This is a genomic window from Duganella fentianensis, from assembly GCF_009857835.1.
In the GTDB taxonomy this organism is placed as follows: domain Bacteria; phylum Pseudomonadota; class Gammaproteobacteria; order Burkholderiales; family Burkholderiaceae_D; genus Rugamonas; species Rugamonas fentianensis.
Window position 1 is genome coordinate 467,667 of the sequence record NZ_WWCL01000003.1, and the last position, 14,292, is coordinate 481,958.

16 protein-coding genes and 1 tRNA gene are annotated in these 14,292 nt (G+C 59.3%); 5 read left to right on the top strand and 12 right to left on the bottom strand.

The window, feature by feature from the left end; genetic code table 11:
- Positions 1–213: 213 nt before the first annotated feature.
- The 7 genes from GTP23_RS15200 to petA form a co-directional block, all read right to left on the bottom strand.
- Entirely contained in the window at positions 214–1,773 is a 1,560-nt protein-coding gene (locus GTP23_RS15200; RefSeq protein ID WP_202412213.1) for a hypothetical protein, read from the bottom strand.
- 214 nt (positions 1,774–1,987) lie between these two features.
- A tRNA-Thr gene (locus GTP23_RS15205) sits at positions 1,988–2,063 on the bottom strand.
- A 26-nt stretch (positions 2,064–2,089) separates the two neighbouring features.
- On the bottom strand, positions 2,090–2,575 hold the full coding sequence (locus GTP23_RS15210; protein ID WP_161035936.1) for a ClpXP protease specificity-enhancing factor: 486 nt from the start codon (positions 2,573–2,575) through the stop codon (positions 2,090–2,092).
- An 87-nt stretch (positions 2,576–2,662) separates the two neighbouring features.
- Positions 2,663–3,274 (bottom strand): glutathione S-transferase N-terminal domain-containing protein, encoded by a 612-nt coding sequence (locus GTP23_RS15215; protein ID WP_072788101.1) that lies wholly within the window; start codon positions 3,272–3,274, stop codon positions 2,663–2,665.
- Between the two features lie 121 nt (positions 3,275–3,395).
- Positions 3,396–4,160: a cytochrome c1 gene (locus GTP23_RS15220; RefSeq protein WP_155435451.1), complete on the bottom strand. Its 765-nt coding sequence runs from the start codon at positions 4,158–4,160 to the stop codon at positions 3,396–3,398.
- A gap of 32 nt (positions 4,161–4,192) precedes the next feature.
- On the bottom strand, positions 4,193–5,605 hold the full coding sequence (locus GTP23_RS15225; RefSeq protein WP_155435450.1) for a cytochrome b: 1,413 nt from the start codon (positions 5,603–5,605) through the stop codon (positions 4,193–4,195).
- A 3-nt stretch (positions 5,606–5,608) separates the two neighbouring features.
- Positions 5,609–6,217 (bottom strand): ubiquinol-cytochrome c reductase iron-sulfur subunit, encoded by a 609-nt coding sequence (petA, locus tag GTP23_RS15230; protein ID WP_155435449.1) that lies wholly within the window; start codon positions 6,215–6,217, stop codon positions 5,609–5,611.
- A gap of 366 nt (positions 6,218–6,583) precedes the next feature.
- Here petA and mscL point away from each other — a divergent pair, with 366 nt between their 5' ends.
- From mscL to GTP23_RS15245, 3 genes are read left to right on the top strand one after another with little or no spacing between them, the layout of a single operon-like run.
- The gene (gene mscL / locus GTP23_RS15235; protein ID WP_155435448.1) at positions 6,584–7,018 is read left to right on the top strand and encodes a large conductance mechanosensitive channel protein MscL; all 435 of its coding nucleotides are present in this window, start codon (positions 6,584–6,586) and stop codon (positions 7,016–7,018) included.
- 36 nt (positions 7,019–7,054) lie between these two features.
- A complete protein-coding gene (locus tag GTP23_RS15240) occupies positions 7,055–8,224 on the top strand; it encodes a Do family serine endopeptidase (RefSeq protein ID WP_161035937.1) in 1,170 nt (389 codons plus the stop codon).
- Positions 8,225–8,232: 8 nt separating this feature from the next.
- Positions 8,233–8,922 (top strand): DUF2461 domain-containing protein, encoded by a 690-nt coding sequence (locus GTP23_RS15245; protein WP_155435446.1) that lies wholly within the window; start codon positions 8,233–8,235, stop codon positions 8,920–8,922.
- Positions 8,923–9,002: 80 nt separating this feature from the next.
- Here the strand turns inward: GTP23_RS15245 and GTP23_RS15250 are convergent, their stop codons facing one another.
- From GTP23_RS15250 to GTP23_RS15270, 5 genes are all read right to left on the bottom strand, one after another.
- Positions 9,003–10,040, bottom strand: a complete 1,038-nt coding sequence (locus tag GTP23_RS15250) for an NAD(P)H-dependent glycerol-3-phosphate dehydrogenase (RefSeq protein WP_161035938.1) — start codon at positions 10,038–10,040, stop codon at positions 9,003–9,005.
- 42 nt (positions 10,041–10,082) lie between these two features.
- Positions 10,083–10,526, bottom strand: a complete 444-nt coding sequence (locus tag GTP23_RS15255; protein WP_161035939.1) for an SH3 domain-containing protein — start codon at positions 10,524–10,526, stop codon at positions 10,083–10,085.
- A 104-nt stretch (positions 10,527–10,630) separates the two neighbouring features.
- On the bottom strand, positions 10,631–11,116 hold the full coding sequence (gene secB / locus GTP23_RS15260) for a protein-export chaperone SecB (protein WP_161035940.1): 486 nt from the start codon (positions 11,114–11,116) through the stop codon (positions 10,631–10,633).
- 151 nt (positions 11,117–11,267) lie between these two features.
- Complete coding sequence (gene grxC / locus GTP23_RS15265) at positions 11,268–11,528, bottom strand: glutaredoxin 3 (protein WP_155435442.1); 261 nt, start codon at positions 11,526–11,528, stop codon at positions 11,268–11,270.
- A 14-nt stretch (positions 11,529–11,542) separates the two neighbouring features.
- A complete protein-coding gene (locus tag GTP23_RS15270) occupies positions 11,543–11,944 on the bottom strand; it encodes a rhodanese-like domain-containing protein (protein WP_161035941.1) in 402 nt (133 codons plus the stop codon).
- 106 nt (positions 11,945–12,050) lie between these two features.
- Between GTP23_RS15270 and gpmA the strand changes: the two genes are divergently transcribed.
- Both gpmA and GTP23_RS15280 read left to right on the top strand, forming a co-directional pair.
- Positions 12,051–12,797, top strand: coding sequence for a 2,3-diphosphoglycerate-dependent phosphoglycerate mutase (gene gpmA / locus GTP23_RS15275; RefSeq protein ID WP_155435440.1), 747 nt, complete (start codon positions 12,051–12,053; stop codon positions 12,795–12,797).
- Between the two features lie 73 nt (positions 12,798–12,870).
- Positions 12,871–14,280: a murein hydrolase activator EnvC family protein gene (locus tag GTP23_RS15280; RefSeq protein ID WP_371866939.1), complete on the top strand. Its 1,410-nt coding sequence runs from the start codon at positions 12,871–12,873 to the stop codon at positions 14,278–14,280.
- Positions 14,281–14,292: the final 12 nt, after the last annotated feature.

Sequence of the window (14,292 nt, forward strand, 5' to 3'; positions counted from 1 at the left end):
TAAACTCCTGCTGAGGCTGTGATGAGGACTGAGGTGTCGCAGGTGCATGCCTGCGCTGGCCCGAGCGAGACTCGGCACCTATGCAAGTCCGAAAGCAAGCAAGCCTATCAGATCAGGCTGGCGCGAAATACGTGCATTCTCACGTGGCCGGAATTTCTTGAGGGGTAGCGTGTGCTGCTACCGGAGAGGCGACCGTGTGCGCCTTCCTGCGGGTTAGCGGCCAGTGCGCAGGCGTTCGGGAAGAGGGCTGGCGGAAAGCGCGTCCGGATTCTGCTGCAGCAGTATCTGCTGATGCAGGGTTGCCAGCATTTGCGCCTGCTCGCTAGCGGAAAGCGGATCGCGCCCTGTGCGCTCGGGTTCCAGCGTCGCCAGCAGATCGCGCGTGCTGTGCTTGCCCAGCGGCGTGGTGTGGTCGTCTTGCAGCTTGCCCAGCGAGTAGCGCAAAGTGCGGGTCGACTGGCTGGCCTGCATATCGAGCGTGGCTTTGGCCAGCACACCCTTGTTATAGGCGATCTCGGTAGCGCTGGAAGCGGCATCGTCTATCGTCACGTAGTTGTAGTTCTGCGAATTGGGCGATAGATCCAGAGCCAGTATGGCATCGGCCTTGATGGGTGCATGGTAGCGTGCCTTGAGATGCGAGCTCTGCTCTTGCGAGATGCTGCGATTGAGTTGCGAGCCGCCGCTGATGCTGGTCTTCTGCGCCAGCTCGTAGGCAAAGCTATCCTTCTCCGTGCTGCGGGCCGGGTTGGGGAACTCCTCGGTCTGTGCAAACGACGCATTGAAGTCGGCCAGCCCTGTCGTCAGCGCATGGTCCTGCTGGTTCAGGGCGATGGCTTGCTGTGCCACGGGGCGGCTGCCGTAATCGCTGTTGAGGGCGCTGAAGCCTTGTTTGAACATGCCGATGATGGCGCCACGGCCCTGACCGCGCGTGGCGGCCTGATCGACCTGCTGCAGATAATGCTCGAGCGCGCCCGCCTGCTGTTCCTTGCTGCCCCAGCTAGCCGGTTTGCTCAGGTCGACGGCAATATTGGCCACCCCCGCCGGGCCACTGAAACTCAGGCTGCGCCCTATGCTATCGGCGTGAAATTCCAGCCGCTGGGTATCCTTGGCATCGATCTTGATCTGGCCTTTCAGGTCCACAGCAGCCAGCACATTGCTATCGAACTGGGTGAGTCCGGCAAGGTCGATACGCGGCGGGTTCTCGGTCAGGCCATCGATGGATTTCTGGAACGCTTCGGATAACTTGCCCAGTGCTTTACGCTCCACTTCATTGAGCTTGCCACTGCTGTGCGCCTCGACGGCGATGCTGCCATCGCTGGCATCGAGTTTCAAGTCCACCTTGATGCCGCTGGTGGTAGTGATGCTCAGGCTGATCTGGTTGTCACCTAAGCCGTGCTGGGAGATTTTCGCTGGTGACACCTGCAAGGCATAAGTGTCGGACGCTGCGCCTGCCGGCAGCTGCTGTACGGACTGGGAAAAGTCGGCACCGTCGTAGGCAACCTGTTTGAGTAGCTCACTACCAAGGCCGCTCAGGCGGGTGGAGAGTTCGTCATTGCCCATATTGCGGGCCATCAGCGTGGCCGAGGTGCTGTGCGTGCGGTTCTCCCAGACCAGTGCTCTGGAGCTGGCTTCGCCTTGTTCGCCCAGACGCACCACCGTCGAGCTGGCCGCGCCGGAGACCGGAGCTGCGCCCGCAGTGGCAGTGCGGCTGGTGTTCGTCACAGCCGGCGCTGATGGGGCGGTGATGGGAGTGAGCGCAGTGATGGTAGACATGGGATAGTGGCCTGTACGTGGTTCCGGAGCGAAGTGCATTTTTACCAAGATGGCGGATTTGGCAAAAAGACGCTCGTGTTCTATTTACGTCAGGACGAGGGGATACTTTAGAAAAATACAATGCAACTTGTACTAGCTTAAATCGTGCGCTAGCGATTTCCCGGCCGGGAAAACAAAAAGCCCAGCCGGTGAGGGCTGGGCTTCTTTGACATGCTGGTGCCGACTGCCGGTTTCGAACTGGCCACCTGATGATTACAAATCAACTGCTCTACCAAATGAGCTAAGTCGGCGAAACTTGTACGGGGCGAATTATACGCTATTTAATACGCGTAAGGGTGGGGCGGCCGCCCTTTTTGGGCGGCGTGCCATCGTCGTCCGGCGTGCCGGAAGGCGCGCTTTCCGCGGCCGGCGCAGGGCTGGGCGCGGGGGCCAGCGACAGCGTCGGCGCGCTATCTTCCGGTTCTTCTTCCGGCTCGGCGTCGGCCATGCCCAGCATTGCTTCGAAGGCCATGCCCTGACCGTTTTCGCTGGCGTAGATGGCGATCACATTGTTGACCGGCACGAAGATTTCACGCGACACACCGCCGAAACGGGCGTGGAAGCGGATCGCATCATTGTCCATCTTCAGGCCCGAAGTGGCGCCGAAGCTGATGTTGAGCACGATTTCGCCGTTTTTCACGTATTCCATCGGCACCGTGGTAGCACGGTCGACCTTGACGGCCAGATACGGCGTGTAGCCGCTATCGGTGCACCATTCGTAAATGGCGCGCAGCATATAGGGCTTGGTAGAAATTTCAGACATGGGTTTCCAGACTGCGATAAAACCCGGCGCGCCGCCAGACTGAGCCAGCAAACGCGCCGATAGACTTCAAGAACAGCGGTACTGCGCTTAGCGGCGCATTACCTTTTCCGACGGGGTCAGCGCTTCGATATAGGCTGGGCGCGAGAAGATGCGCTCGGCGTACTTCATCAGCGGTGCCGCGGTTTTCGACAGTTCGATGCCGTAGTGGTCGAGGCGCCACAGCAGCGGGGCCACGGCCACGTCCAGCATGGAGAACTCGTCGCCCAGCATGTACTTGTTCTTCAGGAACAGCGGAGCCAGCGTGGTCAGGCGGTCGCGGATTTCAGCGCGGGCCTTGTCGTGGCTCTTGTCGTTGCCCTTGGCGCGCTCGCTTTCCAGCGTGTGCACGTGCACGAACAGTTCTTTTTCGAAGTTGAACAGCATCAGACGGGCACGCGCGCGCATCAGCGGGTCGGCCGGCATCAGTTGCGGGTGTGGGAAACGCTCGTCGATGTACTCGTTGATGATGTTCGATTCGTACAGGATCAGTTCACGTTCCACCAGAATCGGCACCTGACCATAAGGATTCATGGTCGAAATGTCTTCCGGCTTGTTGAACAGGTCAACGTCGCGCACTTCGAAGTCCATGCCTTTTTCAAACAGGACCAGACGGCAGCGTTGCGAAAATGGGCAGGTCGTACCCGAGTAGAGAACCATCATTTTTTATAGTTCCTTAGAAACAAAAAGGATGACGCCGCGAACGGCTCATCCTGAATCGATCGCCCGCCAGTGCGGGCATCGCAAAAACAAGCGCCGGCGAACCGGCGCTCTCGATTTGGTTTTACTTCACTTCTTTCCAGAAGGACGCGTTCAAACGCCATGCCAGGAAGGCGAACAAGGCCATGAACATGACCACTACCACGCCGAGTTTTTTACGGGTAGCAGCAGCCGGTTCGGCCATCCACTCCATGTAACCGACCAGATCGCCGACAGCATTGTCGTAATCGATCTTGCTCAGTTTCCCAGGAGTAATTTGTTCGAAGCCATCGAACTGGTGCGTCATTTTACCGGCTTCGTGCGGATCCGGCACTTCCTTCATTTTAACCTTTTGTTCACCTTGCAGCTCCCACAGCACATGCGGCATCGCTGCATTGTTCAGAACCAGGTTGTTCCAGCCGGTCGGGCGGGTGTCATCCTTGTAGAACGTGCGCAGGTAGGTGTACAGGTAGTCGGCGCCGCTGCCGGCGTTCGATGCCTTGGCACGGGCGATCACCGACAGATCCGGTGGTACCACGCCGAACCATGCTTTCGCATCTTTGGCCTGCATGGTGGTGGTCATCATTTCGCCCACTTTTTCACCGGTAAACAACAGGTTAGCCTTGATCTGGTCTTCCGTCAGACCGAGGTCCTTGAGGCGGTTGTAACGCATCGAGGACGCATTATGGCAGTTCAGGCAGTAATTGACGAACAGTTTCGCGCCATTCTGCAGGGCAGCCATGTTGTTGGAACGGTCCGGGGCCTTGTCGAGAGCGACGCCGCCTTCGTTGGCCAGTGCCAGTGCCGGCACCAGAGCCAGCATGGCGAGCAGTTTTTTAGGGAAATTCATGTAATGTCCTTTTTATACTTTAGCCAAGTCGATCAGTGCGCGTGGAATACCACGCGGTCCGGCACTTTCTTGAACGTGCCCATGGCGCTCCACCATGGCATGAACAGGAAGAAGCTAAAGTAGAGCAGCGTGCAGACTTGCGAAATAATCGTACGGCCTTCCGTCGGAGGCAGGGTACCGAGGTAGCCCAGCGTCAGGAAGCTCAGGAAGAACACGGCGTACACATATTTGTGCCAGCTTGGACGATAGCGGATCGATTTGACCGGCGATTTATCCAGCCATGGCAGGAAGGCCAGAATCACTACCGAACCGCCGAAGAACACTACGCCCCAGAATTTCGCATCGAGTACCTGTGGCAGCATGCCGACCACGGCCACCAGAGCGATCGCGGCGATGGCGGTCTTGGTGGTACGTGCCAGATTCGACTTCAGCCACACGAAGCTGACATAGCCAGCGACGAAGAACATCAGTACCCACATGAAGTCTGCGGTGGTAGCACGCAGCACCGAGTAGAACGCCGTGAAGTACCAGGTAGGCGCAATGTGCAGCGGGGTTTTCAGCGAATCGCCCGGCAGGAAGTTGTTGTATTCCAGGAAATAACCGCCCATTTCCGGCGCGAAGAATACGACGGCGCTGAAGATGGTCAGGAAGATCGATACGCCGAACAGATCGTGCACGGTGTAGTAAGGGTGGGAAGGAATCGAATCCACTGGATGGCCATCGGCGCCCAGGTTTTCTTTCACTTCGATACCGTCAGGGTTGCTCGAACCCACTTCGTGCAGTGCGATCAGGTGGGCTGCAACCAGACCCAGCAGAACCAGCGGAATCGCGATCACGTGGAAGGCGAAGAAGCGGTTCAGGGTAGCGTCGGACACCACATAGTCACCACGGATCCACAGCGACAGGTCAGGGCCGATCAGCGGAATTGCGCCGAACAGGTTGACGATCACCTGGGCGCCCCAGTACGACATCTGGCCCCATGGCAGCAGGTAGCCGAAGAATGCTTCGGCCATCAGGCACAGGAAGATGGCGAAACCGAACAGCCAGATCAGTTCACGTGGCTTGCGGTACGAACCGTACAGCAGACCGCGCGTCATATGCAGGTAGACGATGATGAAGAACGACGAAGCGCCGGTCGAGTGCATATAGCGCACCAGCCAGCCCCACGGTACTTCGCGCATGATGTATTCCACCGAAGCGAAGGCCAGCAGCGCGTCCGGTTTGTAGTGCATGGTCAGGAAAATACCGGTAACGATCTGCAGCACCAGTACCAGCATGGCCAGCGAACCGAAGATGTACCAGAAGTTGAAGTTCTTGGGAGCGTAGTATTTGCCCCACTGGTCGTTCCACAGTTTGCTCAGCGGGAAGCGGTCATCGACCCAGCCCAGGGCTTTTTGTGCAGCCGGCGCGTCGGCCGGGAATTTGGTCTCTTTGAAAGCCGCCATGATTTATGCCTCGCCTTTCTCGTCTTTACCGATCACCAGCTTGGTGTCGCTCAGGAACATGTGACGCGGAACCTGCAGATTGTCCGGTGCCGGTTTGTTCTTGAACACGCGGCCAGCCATGTCGAAGGTCGAGCCGTGGCATGGGCACAGGAAGCCGCCTTCCCAGTCGTCCGGCAGCGATGGCTGCGGGCCCGGGGTGAATTTCGACGAGGGCGAGCAGCCCAGGTGGGTGCAGATACCGACGGCCACCAGAATTTCCGGTTTGCGCGAGCGGTGTTCGTTGCGGGCATATTCCGGGGTGAATTCGTCCGGATTACGTTTCGATTCAGCGTCGGCCACTTTGCCGTCGGTGTTTTTCAGCGAAGCGATCATCTCAGGCGTACGCTTGATGATCCAGACCGGCTTACCGCGCCATTCTACGGTCTTCATTTCGCCCGGATTGAGGCTGCCAATATCCACTTCTACCGGTGCGCCGGCGGCCTTGGCGCGCTCGGACGGCTGGAACGTACTTACCAACGCGCCAGCGGTTGCCAGCCCCACTACACCACCCGCCGCGCCAGTAGCGACGAGCAATCCGCGTCGGCCGGAATCGACCTGCTTTTCGTTACTCATACAAACCCCAATCAGTCAAAGTGCGAACAAAATCCGAAACCGCATACGCCAAAATCGGAAGCGAAAACTCCCTATACGGAGCTTCTTGCAACCTTAAATTATAGGGTAAGCAGATTTCGAACTAAAGAAAAAATCCTCCTCGGGCCCCGCATGTTGCTGCAGAATGCGCCGTTGCACGCTTGAATTCTGCAGGGTGATGCCCTACTTGGGGGCGCACAAACGGTAGATATTGATGCAAGACAAATTTATAGCCTAAAACCGCACCAAAATGCGCATCTGATAGCGGTGTTTTGAATCTGATTGAAAAAATAGTATGATCCAAGCGCGGTTTTGTTCACAATTGACCACACAGCGGGGATAAAGACTATGGCAATGATGCAGGAATTTAAAGAATTCGCGATGAAGGGCAACGTGGTCGATCTGGCCGTCGGTGTGATCATCGGCGGAGCTTTCGGCAAGATCGTGGACTCGCTGGTTGCCGATATCATCATGCCACCTATCGGTAAGCTGTTTGGCGGTCTGGACTTTGCCAACTACTACATCGGCCTCAACGGCCAGGCCTCGAATCTGAGTCTGGTGGAAGCCAAGAAACTGGGCGCCGTATTCGCTTACGGTAACTTCGCCACCATCTTGCTCAACTTCATCATTCTGGCTTTCGTAATCTTCCAGATGGTGCGTCTGATGAACAAGGCGCGCAACCTCAGCCACAAGCAGGCCGAAGAGGCTGCCGAGGCAGCACCAGCGCCGGTGCCGGAAGACATCGCCCTGCTGCGCGAAATCCGCGACTCCCTGAAAAAATAACCAGCTGCCGTCCCTGTGACGGCAAGGCCTACGGCGATGCGACGACTCTGGTTATTGTTTGCCCAAACGGTGACCGTGTTACTGGCACTGTATATGGTGTACACCGCCGTAGGACCGGAGCGGCGCCAGCCCGCACGTCCGCAGCAGATGGGTGATGCCGAGCATCCGGCCGTGATGCTGGAAGCGCGGCCGGCCAAGGCGCCGGTTGCCGCCGCCGGTTCCTATCGCGCGGCCGCGGCACGCGCCATGCCGGCCGTGGTCAACATCCTCACCAGCAAGAAACCCAAGCGCGGCAAGCATCCGCTGCTGCGTGATCCGTTCTTCAAGAAATTCTTTGGCGACCGCGACCATGACGGCGAGGCCGATGAAGACGAGTCCAGTCTCGGTTCGGGCGTGATCGTTTCGGCCGAAGGCTATATCCTCACCAACAACCACGTGGTGGAAGCGGCTGACGAAATCGAAGTGGTGCTGGCCGATGGCCGCAAAGCTGCGGCCAAGGTGGTGGGCACGGACCCGGAAACCGATCTGGCCGTCATCAAGATCAGCCTGGAAAAACTGCCCGTGATGGTGCTGGGCCAGGTGGAACAGGTGCAGGTGGGCGATGTGGTGTTAGCAATCGGCAATCCGTTCGGCGTGGGCCAGACGGTGACCATGGGCATCATCTCCGCGCTGGGCCGCAACAACCTGCACATCAACCATTTCGAGAATTTCATACAGACGGACGCAGCCATCAATTTCGGTAACTCCGGTGGCGCGCTGATCGATACCAATGGCAATCTGCTCGGTATCAATTCCGCCATTTATTCGCAGACGGGCGGCTCGATAGGCATAGGCTTTGCCATTCCCGTTTCCACCGCCAAATCGGTGATGGAAGCCATCATCAAGAACGGGCAGGTGGTGCGCGGCTGGCTGGGCGTGGAGACGCAGGAAATTACGCCGGAACTGGCCAGCAGCTTCGGCCTCAAACGCCAGAGCGGCGCCATCATCGCCGGTGTGGTGAAGAACGGTCCGGCCGATCATGGCGGCGTGAAACCGGGCGATATCCTGCTGACCGTGAACGAGCAGGCGATTACCGATACCAACCAGATGCTGAACGTGATTGCCCAGCTGGTGCCGGGCGAAAAAGCCAGCCTCAAAGTGTTACGCAAGAATCAGGAAAGCACGCTTACCGTTCAGGTGGGCAAGCGTCCCAGCAGCAAGCGATAAGGAAGCCCATGCATTTACGCGATCTCAAACATTTTCTGTCCGAACTGACCGAGAACAATAACCGGCCATGGTTCATCATGAACAAGCCCCGTTACGACATCCTGCGCGCGGAATTCCTGCAGGTGGTGACGGAGATGATTGCCGAACTGGGCAAATTCGATCCGGCCGTGAAGTTCTGCGATCCCAAGAAAGCCATGTTCCGCATCAACCGCGACGTCCGTTTTGCCCACGACAAAAGCCCGTACAAGACGCGCTTCTCGGCGGCAGTAGCACCCAACGACATGCGCCGCCCCAGCAAGGCCGGTGGCCCGACCTACTACATGCAGATCGATGCCGCGGGCCGTCTGCTGTTCGGCGCCGGTGAATACATGCCGCCGCCACCGCGCCTGAAAGCGCTGCGCCAGCTGATGGTGGACGATGCGGCCGGTTTCACCAAAGTGTTGAAAAACAAGAAGTTGCGCGCGACTTTTGGCGATATCCAGAACGAAGGCAAGCTGCAGCGCCCGCCCAAGGGCTTCGATCCCGAGCACGAGCACATCGAGTACATCAAGCTCAAGAGCTTCTTTGTCTGGACTGAAATCGATTTGCCGCTGAACCAGCCGGAATTGCTGGTGCCCACGCTGGTCAGCGGGCTGAAAGATGCCTACCCGCTGGTGCAGTGGATGCGTACGGCGAAAGAGGAAGTCAGCGAGGAATAAGGGGCGGCGGGGCGCTCGCCCCGCCTGCGGCCAGCCGGCACGGCTGGCCTTGGCCAGAGTGGTGCCGGACTCGCGCCAGACTAGCGCTGTACGGCTTCGTCGCGCGGATCGCGCGCCAGCAGGCGCGCCACCATCACTTGCGGCTGGTCGCCATCGAACAGCACACCGGCTACGGCATTGGTAATCGGCATGTCTACGCCCAGCTTGGCTGCCAGTTCGCGCACGGCCTTGGCACAAGGCACGCCTTCGGCCACATGGCCCAGTTCCTGCACGATCTGCTCCAGCGCCTTGCCCTGCGCCAGCCCCAGACCCACGCGACGGTTGCGCGACAGATCACCCGTGCAGGTCAAAATCAGGTCGCCCATGCCGGTCAGGCCCATAAAGGTTTCCGTCTGTCCGCCCAGCGTGGTGCCCAGACGGGTGATTTCGGCCAGCCCGCGGGTAATCAGGGCGGCACGGGCATTCAGGCCCAGCCCCAGCCCGTCGGCCACGCCGGTAGCGATGGCCAGCACATTCTTGACGGCGCCACCGACTTCCACGCCAGCCAGATCGGTACTCGAATAGACGCGCAGATTGCCGCCGTGAACAGTGGCCACCACGCGTTCGCGCAAAGCGGCGTCGTTTGATGCAATGGTCAGGGCACAGGGCAGGCCGCGTGCCACTTCCTGCGCAAACGATGGACCGGACAGAGCGCCGCCGGCCACGTTGTTGCCGAGTACCTCGCGCACGATCTGGTGCGGCAGCAGGCCCGTCTCGTATTCGAAGCCTTTGCACAGCCACACCACATTCGGTATCGGGTAAGCCTTGAGTTGCGCCAGCAGGGGGCGCAGACCGGCCACGGGGCAGGCCGCAATCAGCAGGCTGTCAGGGCTGGCCACGTGGGCCAGTGCGGCAGCGAAGTCGCCGCTGACCTTGAGGCCGGCAGGGAAGGGCTGATCGGGCAGGTAATCCTGATTGACGCGCGTCTCGGCCATGGCGGCCATGGCGGCGCTGTTGCGGCCCCACAGCAGCACATCGTGACGCTGGGCCAGTGCCATGGCAACGGCCGTGCCCCAGGCGCCAGCGCCCAGCACGGTGACCTGACGGACGCCCGTCGTTTGTTTAGTTGAATCTTGCATACTACCTCGTTGGCCAGACGGCGCACACGCGCCGTGGCAACATTATATGCCCCAGACTTCGTTGCTCTTGACGTAACCGCTCAGGCCGTCGCGATGACGCACCTTGATCCAGCCATTGGCGGCCGGTTCCAGTACTTCGAGCAGTACGCCCTTGTCGGCGCTGAAGGCAGGGCTGGCATTATCTTCGGCCGTGGCGCGCACTTTGGCATTGGCCACGCGGACGATGACGTTGTGTTTGGCACTCAGGCCTTTGGCTTCGGTCCATGCCAGCTCGCCGCCCACATCGCGCACTTTCAGCCAGTCGCCATAGGCCAGCACCACTTCCAGCGGTGCGCCACGGGGCACGACGTACAGCTTGCCGCCTTTGGTGGAAGGGGCGTCATACAGGATCACAGGGGCGGCACCCACGGTTTTGAAGTCGAACGCATGGCTGCTGGTCGCGGCCAGCATCAGGGATAGACTGATCAGAAAGCGGGGAAGGGTCATGGAATGCCTAGCAACAGACGGGAGCGCAGGCGCTCGCTATCGGTATCGGGGGTGTTGCAGCTGCCGGACGGGCGTCCGGCAGCAGGAACCAGCCAGCTAAGTGCTTAGTGGGTGGTAGCGCCGTCAGCGCCTTCAGCTGGTGCAGCAGCAGCGGCTTCAGCCATTGCTTGCAGACGTTGCTGGTAGAACACTTCGAAGTTGATTTCCGCCAGATGTACTGGAGGGAAACCAGCGCGGGTGATCACGTCAGCGATGTTGGCACGCAGGTAAGGGTAAACGATGTTAGGGCAACCGATGCCCAGCAGCGGATCCAGCTGTTCGGCAGGAATGTTGCGTGCTTCGAAGATACCGGCTTGTTTGCCTTCTACCAGGAAAGCGACCTTGTCTTTGACTTTGGCGGTCACGGTGATGGTGACGGTCGATTCGAAGATGCCTTCGGCCAGTGGCGTAGCGCCTACGTCCAGAGCGACTTCGATGCTAGGAGCTTCTTGTTCCAGGAAGATCGCCGGGGAATTTGGTTGTTCCAGCGACAGGTCCTTCAGGTAGACGCGTTGGATTTGGAAAACTGGTTGTTGAGTTTCGTCAGACATGGAACGCTTTCGTTGTAGTGAAATCGAGCGGCTGGCGCCGCTCCGAGAATGTTTGCTTGGTTGTACTGCCATCCAAACGCGAGGGCAATTGTATCAAAATCATTATGATTTCAAAGCTTTTCAACCATGCCGACGTTGTATTTGGTGGCGCTTAGCCATTTAACAAGGGGGTGAGGCCACCGGCTTGATCAAGCGCATACAGATCATCGAAACCGCCCACGTGGGTGTCGCCGATGTAAATCTGTGGCACGGTACGGCGGCCGGTCTTTTCCATCATGGCCATGCGCTGTTCCGGATCCAGATCGACGCGGATCTTTTCCAGCGCAGTCACGCCCTTGGCTTCCAGCAGGCGCTCGGCACGTACGCAGTAAGGGCATACGGCAGTGGTGTACATGATTACACGGGCAGTCATGAGTATTCCTTCCTTTATTTCACCAGCGGCAGGTTGGCTTTTTGCCATGCGGCAACACCGCCATCCAGATTGACCACGTCGGTGAAGCCCGCTTTCAGCAATTTGCCAGCGGCCGCACCGGAGCGCGCACCGCTCTGGCAGACCAGAATCACGCATTTGCTCTTGGCTTTTTCCAGTTCGCCGATGCGGCTGTCCAGATCGGCCAGCGGAATATTCTTAGCGTTAGCCAAATGACCATTAGCAAATTCCGTTGCGTCGCGTACATCAACAATGGTGGCTTTGCCGCCATTTATCAAGACCGTGACCTCGTGCGCCGTGGCGCGTTTGCCGCGCTGGGTGAGCACAGGCCAGAGCAGAGCACCGCCCGAAAGAGCCACGATGCCGATGACGAAAATATTATCAATGAAGAATTTCACAGGGATCCAATGGTTTAACTTAATCCGCGCATTATAAAATAGAAGCTGGAAGAGTTCTTGCAGTACCGGTTTTCCGTCCCGTTCACACTTTTTGAAGATAGTTCACATGTATAAAATCGTATTCATGCGCCATGGCGAGTCCACCTGGAACCTCTCGAACCGTTTCACCGGCTGGACCGATGTTGATCTGACCGAGAAAGGCGTGAGCGAAGCCAAAGCCGCCGGTAAAGTACTCAAAGATGCCGGTTACAGCTTCGATCTGGCCTATACCTCGGTACTGAAACGTGCGATTCGCACCCTGTGGCTGGCCATGGACGAGATGGATATGATGTATCTGCCAGTGAAAAACGACTGGCGCCTGAACGAGCGTCACTATGGCGCCCTGCAGGGTCTGGACAAAGCTGAAACGGCGGCCAAATACGGCGACGATCAGGTGCTGGTATGGCGCCGCAGCTACGACACCCCGCCGCCAGCGCTGGAAGCAGGCGACGACCGCACCTCGTTCAACGACCCGCGCTACGCCGGCCTCTCCAAGGATCAGATTCCCCTCACCGAGTGCCTGAAAGACACCGTGGCCCGCGTGATGCCGGCCTGGGAAGAAGAAATCGCCCCGGCCATCCGCGCTGGCAAGAAAATCATCATTTCGGCCCACGGCAACAGCCTGCGCGCCCTGATCAAGATGCTGGATGGCATCAGCGATAACGATATCGTCGGCCTCAACATCCCTAACGGCCAGCCGCTGGTGTACGAACTGGACGAAAACCTGAAACCGATCCGTCACTACTATCTGGGCGACGCCGAAGCTATCGCTGCAGCGCAGGCTGCTGTGGCTAACCAGGGTAAGGCCAAGTAATTTGTCTCATACTGCTCCCCCACGCTGGCGCGCTGCCCTGCAGCGCGCCGCAGTGCCGTCCTTAGTCTCCGCGCTGCTGCTTGCCCTGCCGTTGCAGGGCGCGCAGGCTGTCACCTTCGGCAAGACCACGGAACGCAGCAAGCAGAAAGCGGCGGCCGAGGCCGAGCGTGCCGGTTTGCAGCAGAAGCTCAGCGCGCTCAAGAAGGACATCAGCAAGACGGAAAGCGCCAAAGACGACGCGGCCGATACACTGGCCGAATCGGAGCAGGCGATTTCCGACGCCAACCGTTCGCTGCGCGAGCTGGCGCAGGAGCAGGACGGCACCAATGTGCGGCTGCAGCAGCTGGCGGCCGAACATGAGCGGCTGGCACAGGTGGTGGGGCAGCAGAAGCAGCAGCTGGCCAGGCTGCTGCGCGAGCAGTATGTGGCCGGTAATGAAGACCGCATCAAGCTGCTGCTATCGGGCGATAACCCCAACCGCATCAACCGCGATCTGCAGATGATGGCCTATGTGTCGCAGGCCCAGGCACGCTTGCTGGAATCGCTGCGTGCCAACCTGAAAGCGGTGGAAACCAATCAGGCCGATGCCGAAAACGCCAAGGAAGAGCTGCAGGAAATCGCCGAAGAGCAGAAGCAGCAGAAGCAGAAGCTGGAACAGGAAAAAGGCCGGCGCGCCACGCTGCTGGCCAATCTGTCGAAAAAACTGGTGGCCCAGCGCAAGGAAGCGGGCAATCTGGAACGCGACGAACAGCGTCTGGGCGGGCTGGTAGATAAGCTCAACAAGCTGATCCAGGAACAGGCCATCGCGGCGGCCGCCGAGAAAAAACGTCAGGAACAGTTAGCAGCGGCACGGGCCGAAGCCAAGGCCAGGGCCGAAGCGGAAGCCCGCGCACAGGCCAAAGCGGCCGCTGCCGAGGCCGAGCGCCAGCGGCTGGCGCGGGCCAATGGCAGCAAGGCTGGCAGCGTCAAACCGGCGGACGAGCCGAAAGTGGTGGTGCAGAAGCCGGTGGAAGCACCGAAGCCATTGCCACGCGAGGAAGAAGCGGCCAAACCGGCCGATATCGCCCTGGCACCGGCCGCGCCGGCCGGTGCTTTCGCCAGCCTGAAAGGGCAGTTGCGCCCACCCGTGAGCGGCAAGCTGGCGGCCCGCTTCGGCAGCAAACGCGGTGATGGCCCCAGCTGGAAGGGCGTGTTCATCCGCGCCAGCGAAGGCACGGGGATACAGGCCATTGCGGCAGGGCGGGTGGTGTTCGCCGACTGGCTGCGCGGTTTCGGCAACCTGATCATCGTCGATCACGGTGGCCAGTACATGAGCATCTACGGGAATAACGAGACACTGCTCAAGCGCATAGGCGAAATCGTCAAACCCGGCGATCAGATCGCCACGGCCGGTAACAGCGGCGGGCAGGAAGAATCGGGACTATACTTCGAGCTACGCCATCAGGGCGCAGCATTCGATCCGGCTGGCTGGATCAAGTTTTAAGGTTTGCGGGAA

Excerpts from the sequence above, each read along its gene's own strand:
- GTP23_RS15200 (WP_202412213.1), bottom strand. The coding sequence starts at position 1,773 with ATGTCTACCATCACTGCGCTCACTCCCATCACCGCCCCATCAGCGCCG.
- GTP23_RS15210 (WP_161035936.1), bottom strand. The coding sequence starts at position 2,575 with ATGTCTGAAATTTCTACCAAGCCCTATATGCTGCGCGCCATTTACGAA.
- GTP23_RS15215 (WP_072788101.1), bottom strand. The coding sequence starts at position 3,274 with ATGATGGTTCTCTACTCGGGTACGACCTGCCCATTTTCGCAACGCTGC.
- GTP23_RS15220 (WP_155435451.1), bottom strand. The coding sequence starts at position 4,160 with ATGAATTTCCCTAAAAAACTGCTCGCCATGCTGGCTCTGGTGCCGGCA.
- GTP23_RS15225 (WP_155435450.1), bottom strand. The coding sequence starts at position 5,605 with ATGGCGGCTTTCAAAGAGACCAAATTCCCGGCCGACGCGCCGGCTGCA.
- petA (WP_155435449.1), bottom strand. The coding sequence starts at position 6,217 with ATGAGTAACGAAAAGCAGGTCGATTCCGGCCGACGCGGATTGCTCGTC.
- mscL (WP_155435448.1), top strand. The coding sequence starts at position 6,584 with ATGGCAATGATGCAGGAATTTAAAGAATTCGCGATGAAGGGCAACGTG.
- GTP23_RS15240 (WP_161035937.1), top strand. The coding sequence starts at position 7,055 with ATGCGACGACTCTGGTTATTGTTTGCCCAAACGGTGACCGTGTTACTG.
- GTP23_RS15245 (WP_155435446.1), top strand. The coding sequence starts at position 8,233 with ATGCATTTACGCGATCTCAAACATTTTCTGTCCGAACTGACCGAGAAC.
- GTP23_RS15250 (WP_161035938.1), bottom strand. The coding sequence starts at position 10,040 with ATGCAAGATTCAACTAAACAAACGACGGGCGTCCGTCAGGTCACCGTG.
- GTP23_RS15255 (WP_161035939.1), bottom strand. The coding sequence starts at position 10,526 with ATGACCCTTCCCCGCTTTCTGATCAGTCTATCCCTGATGCTGGCCGCG.
- secB (WP_161035940.1), bottom strand. The coding sequence starts at position 11,116 with ATGTCTGACGAAACTCAACAACCAGTTTTCCAAATCCAACGCGTCTAC.
- grxC (WP_155435442.1), bottom strand. The coding sequence starts at position 11,528 with ATGACTGCCCGTGTAATCATGTACACCACTGCCGTATGCCCTTACTGC.
- gpmA (WP_155435440.1), top strand. The coding sequence starts at position 12,051 with ATGTATAAAATCGTATTCATGCGCCATGGCGAGTCCACCTGGAACCTC.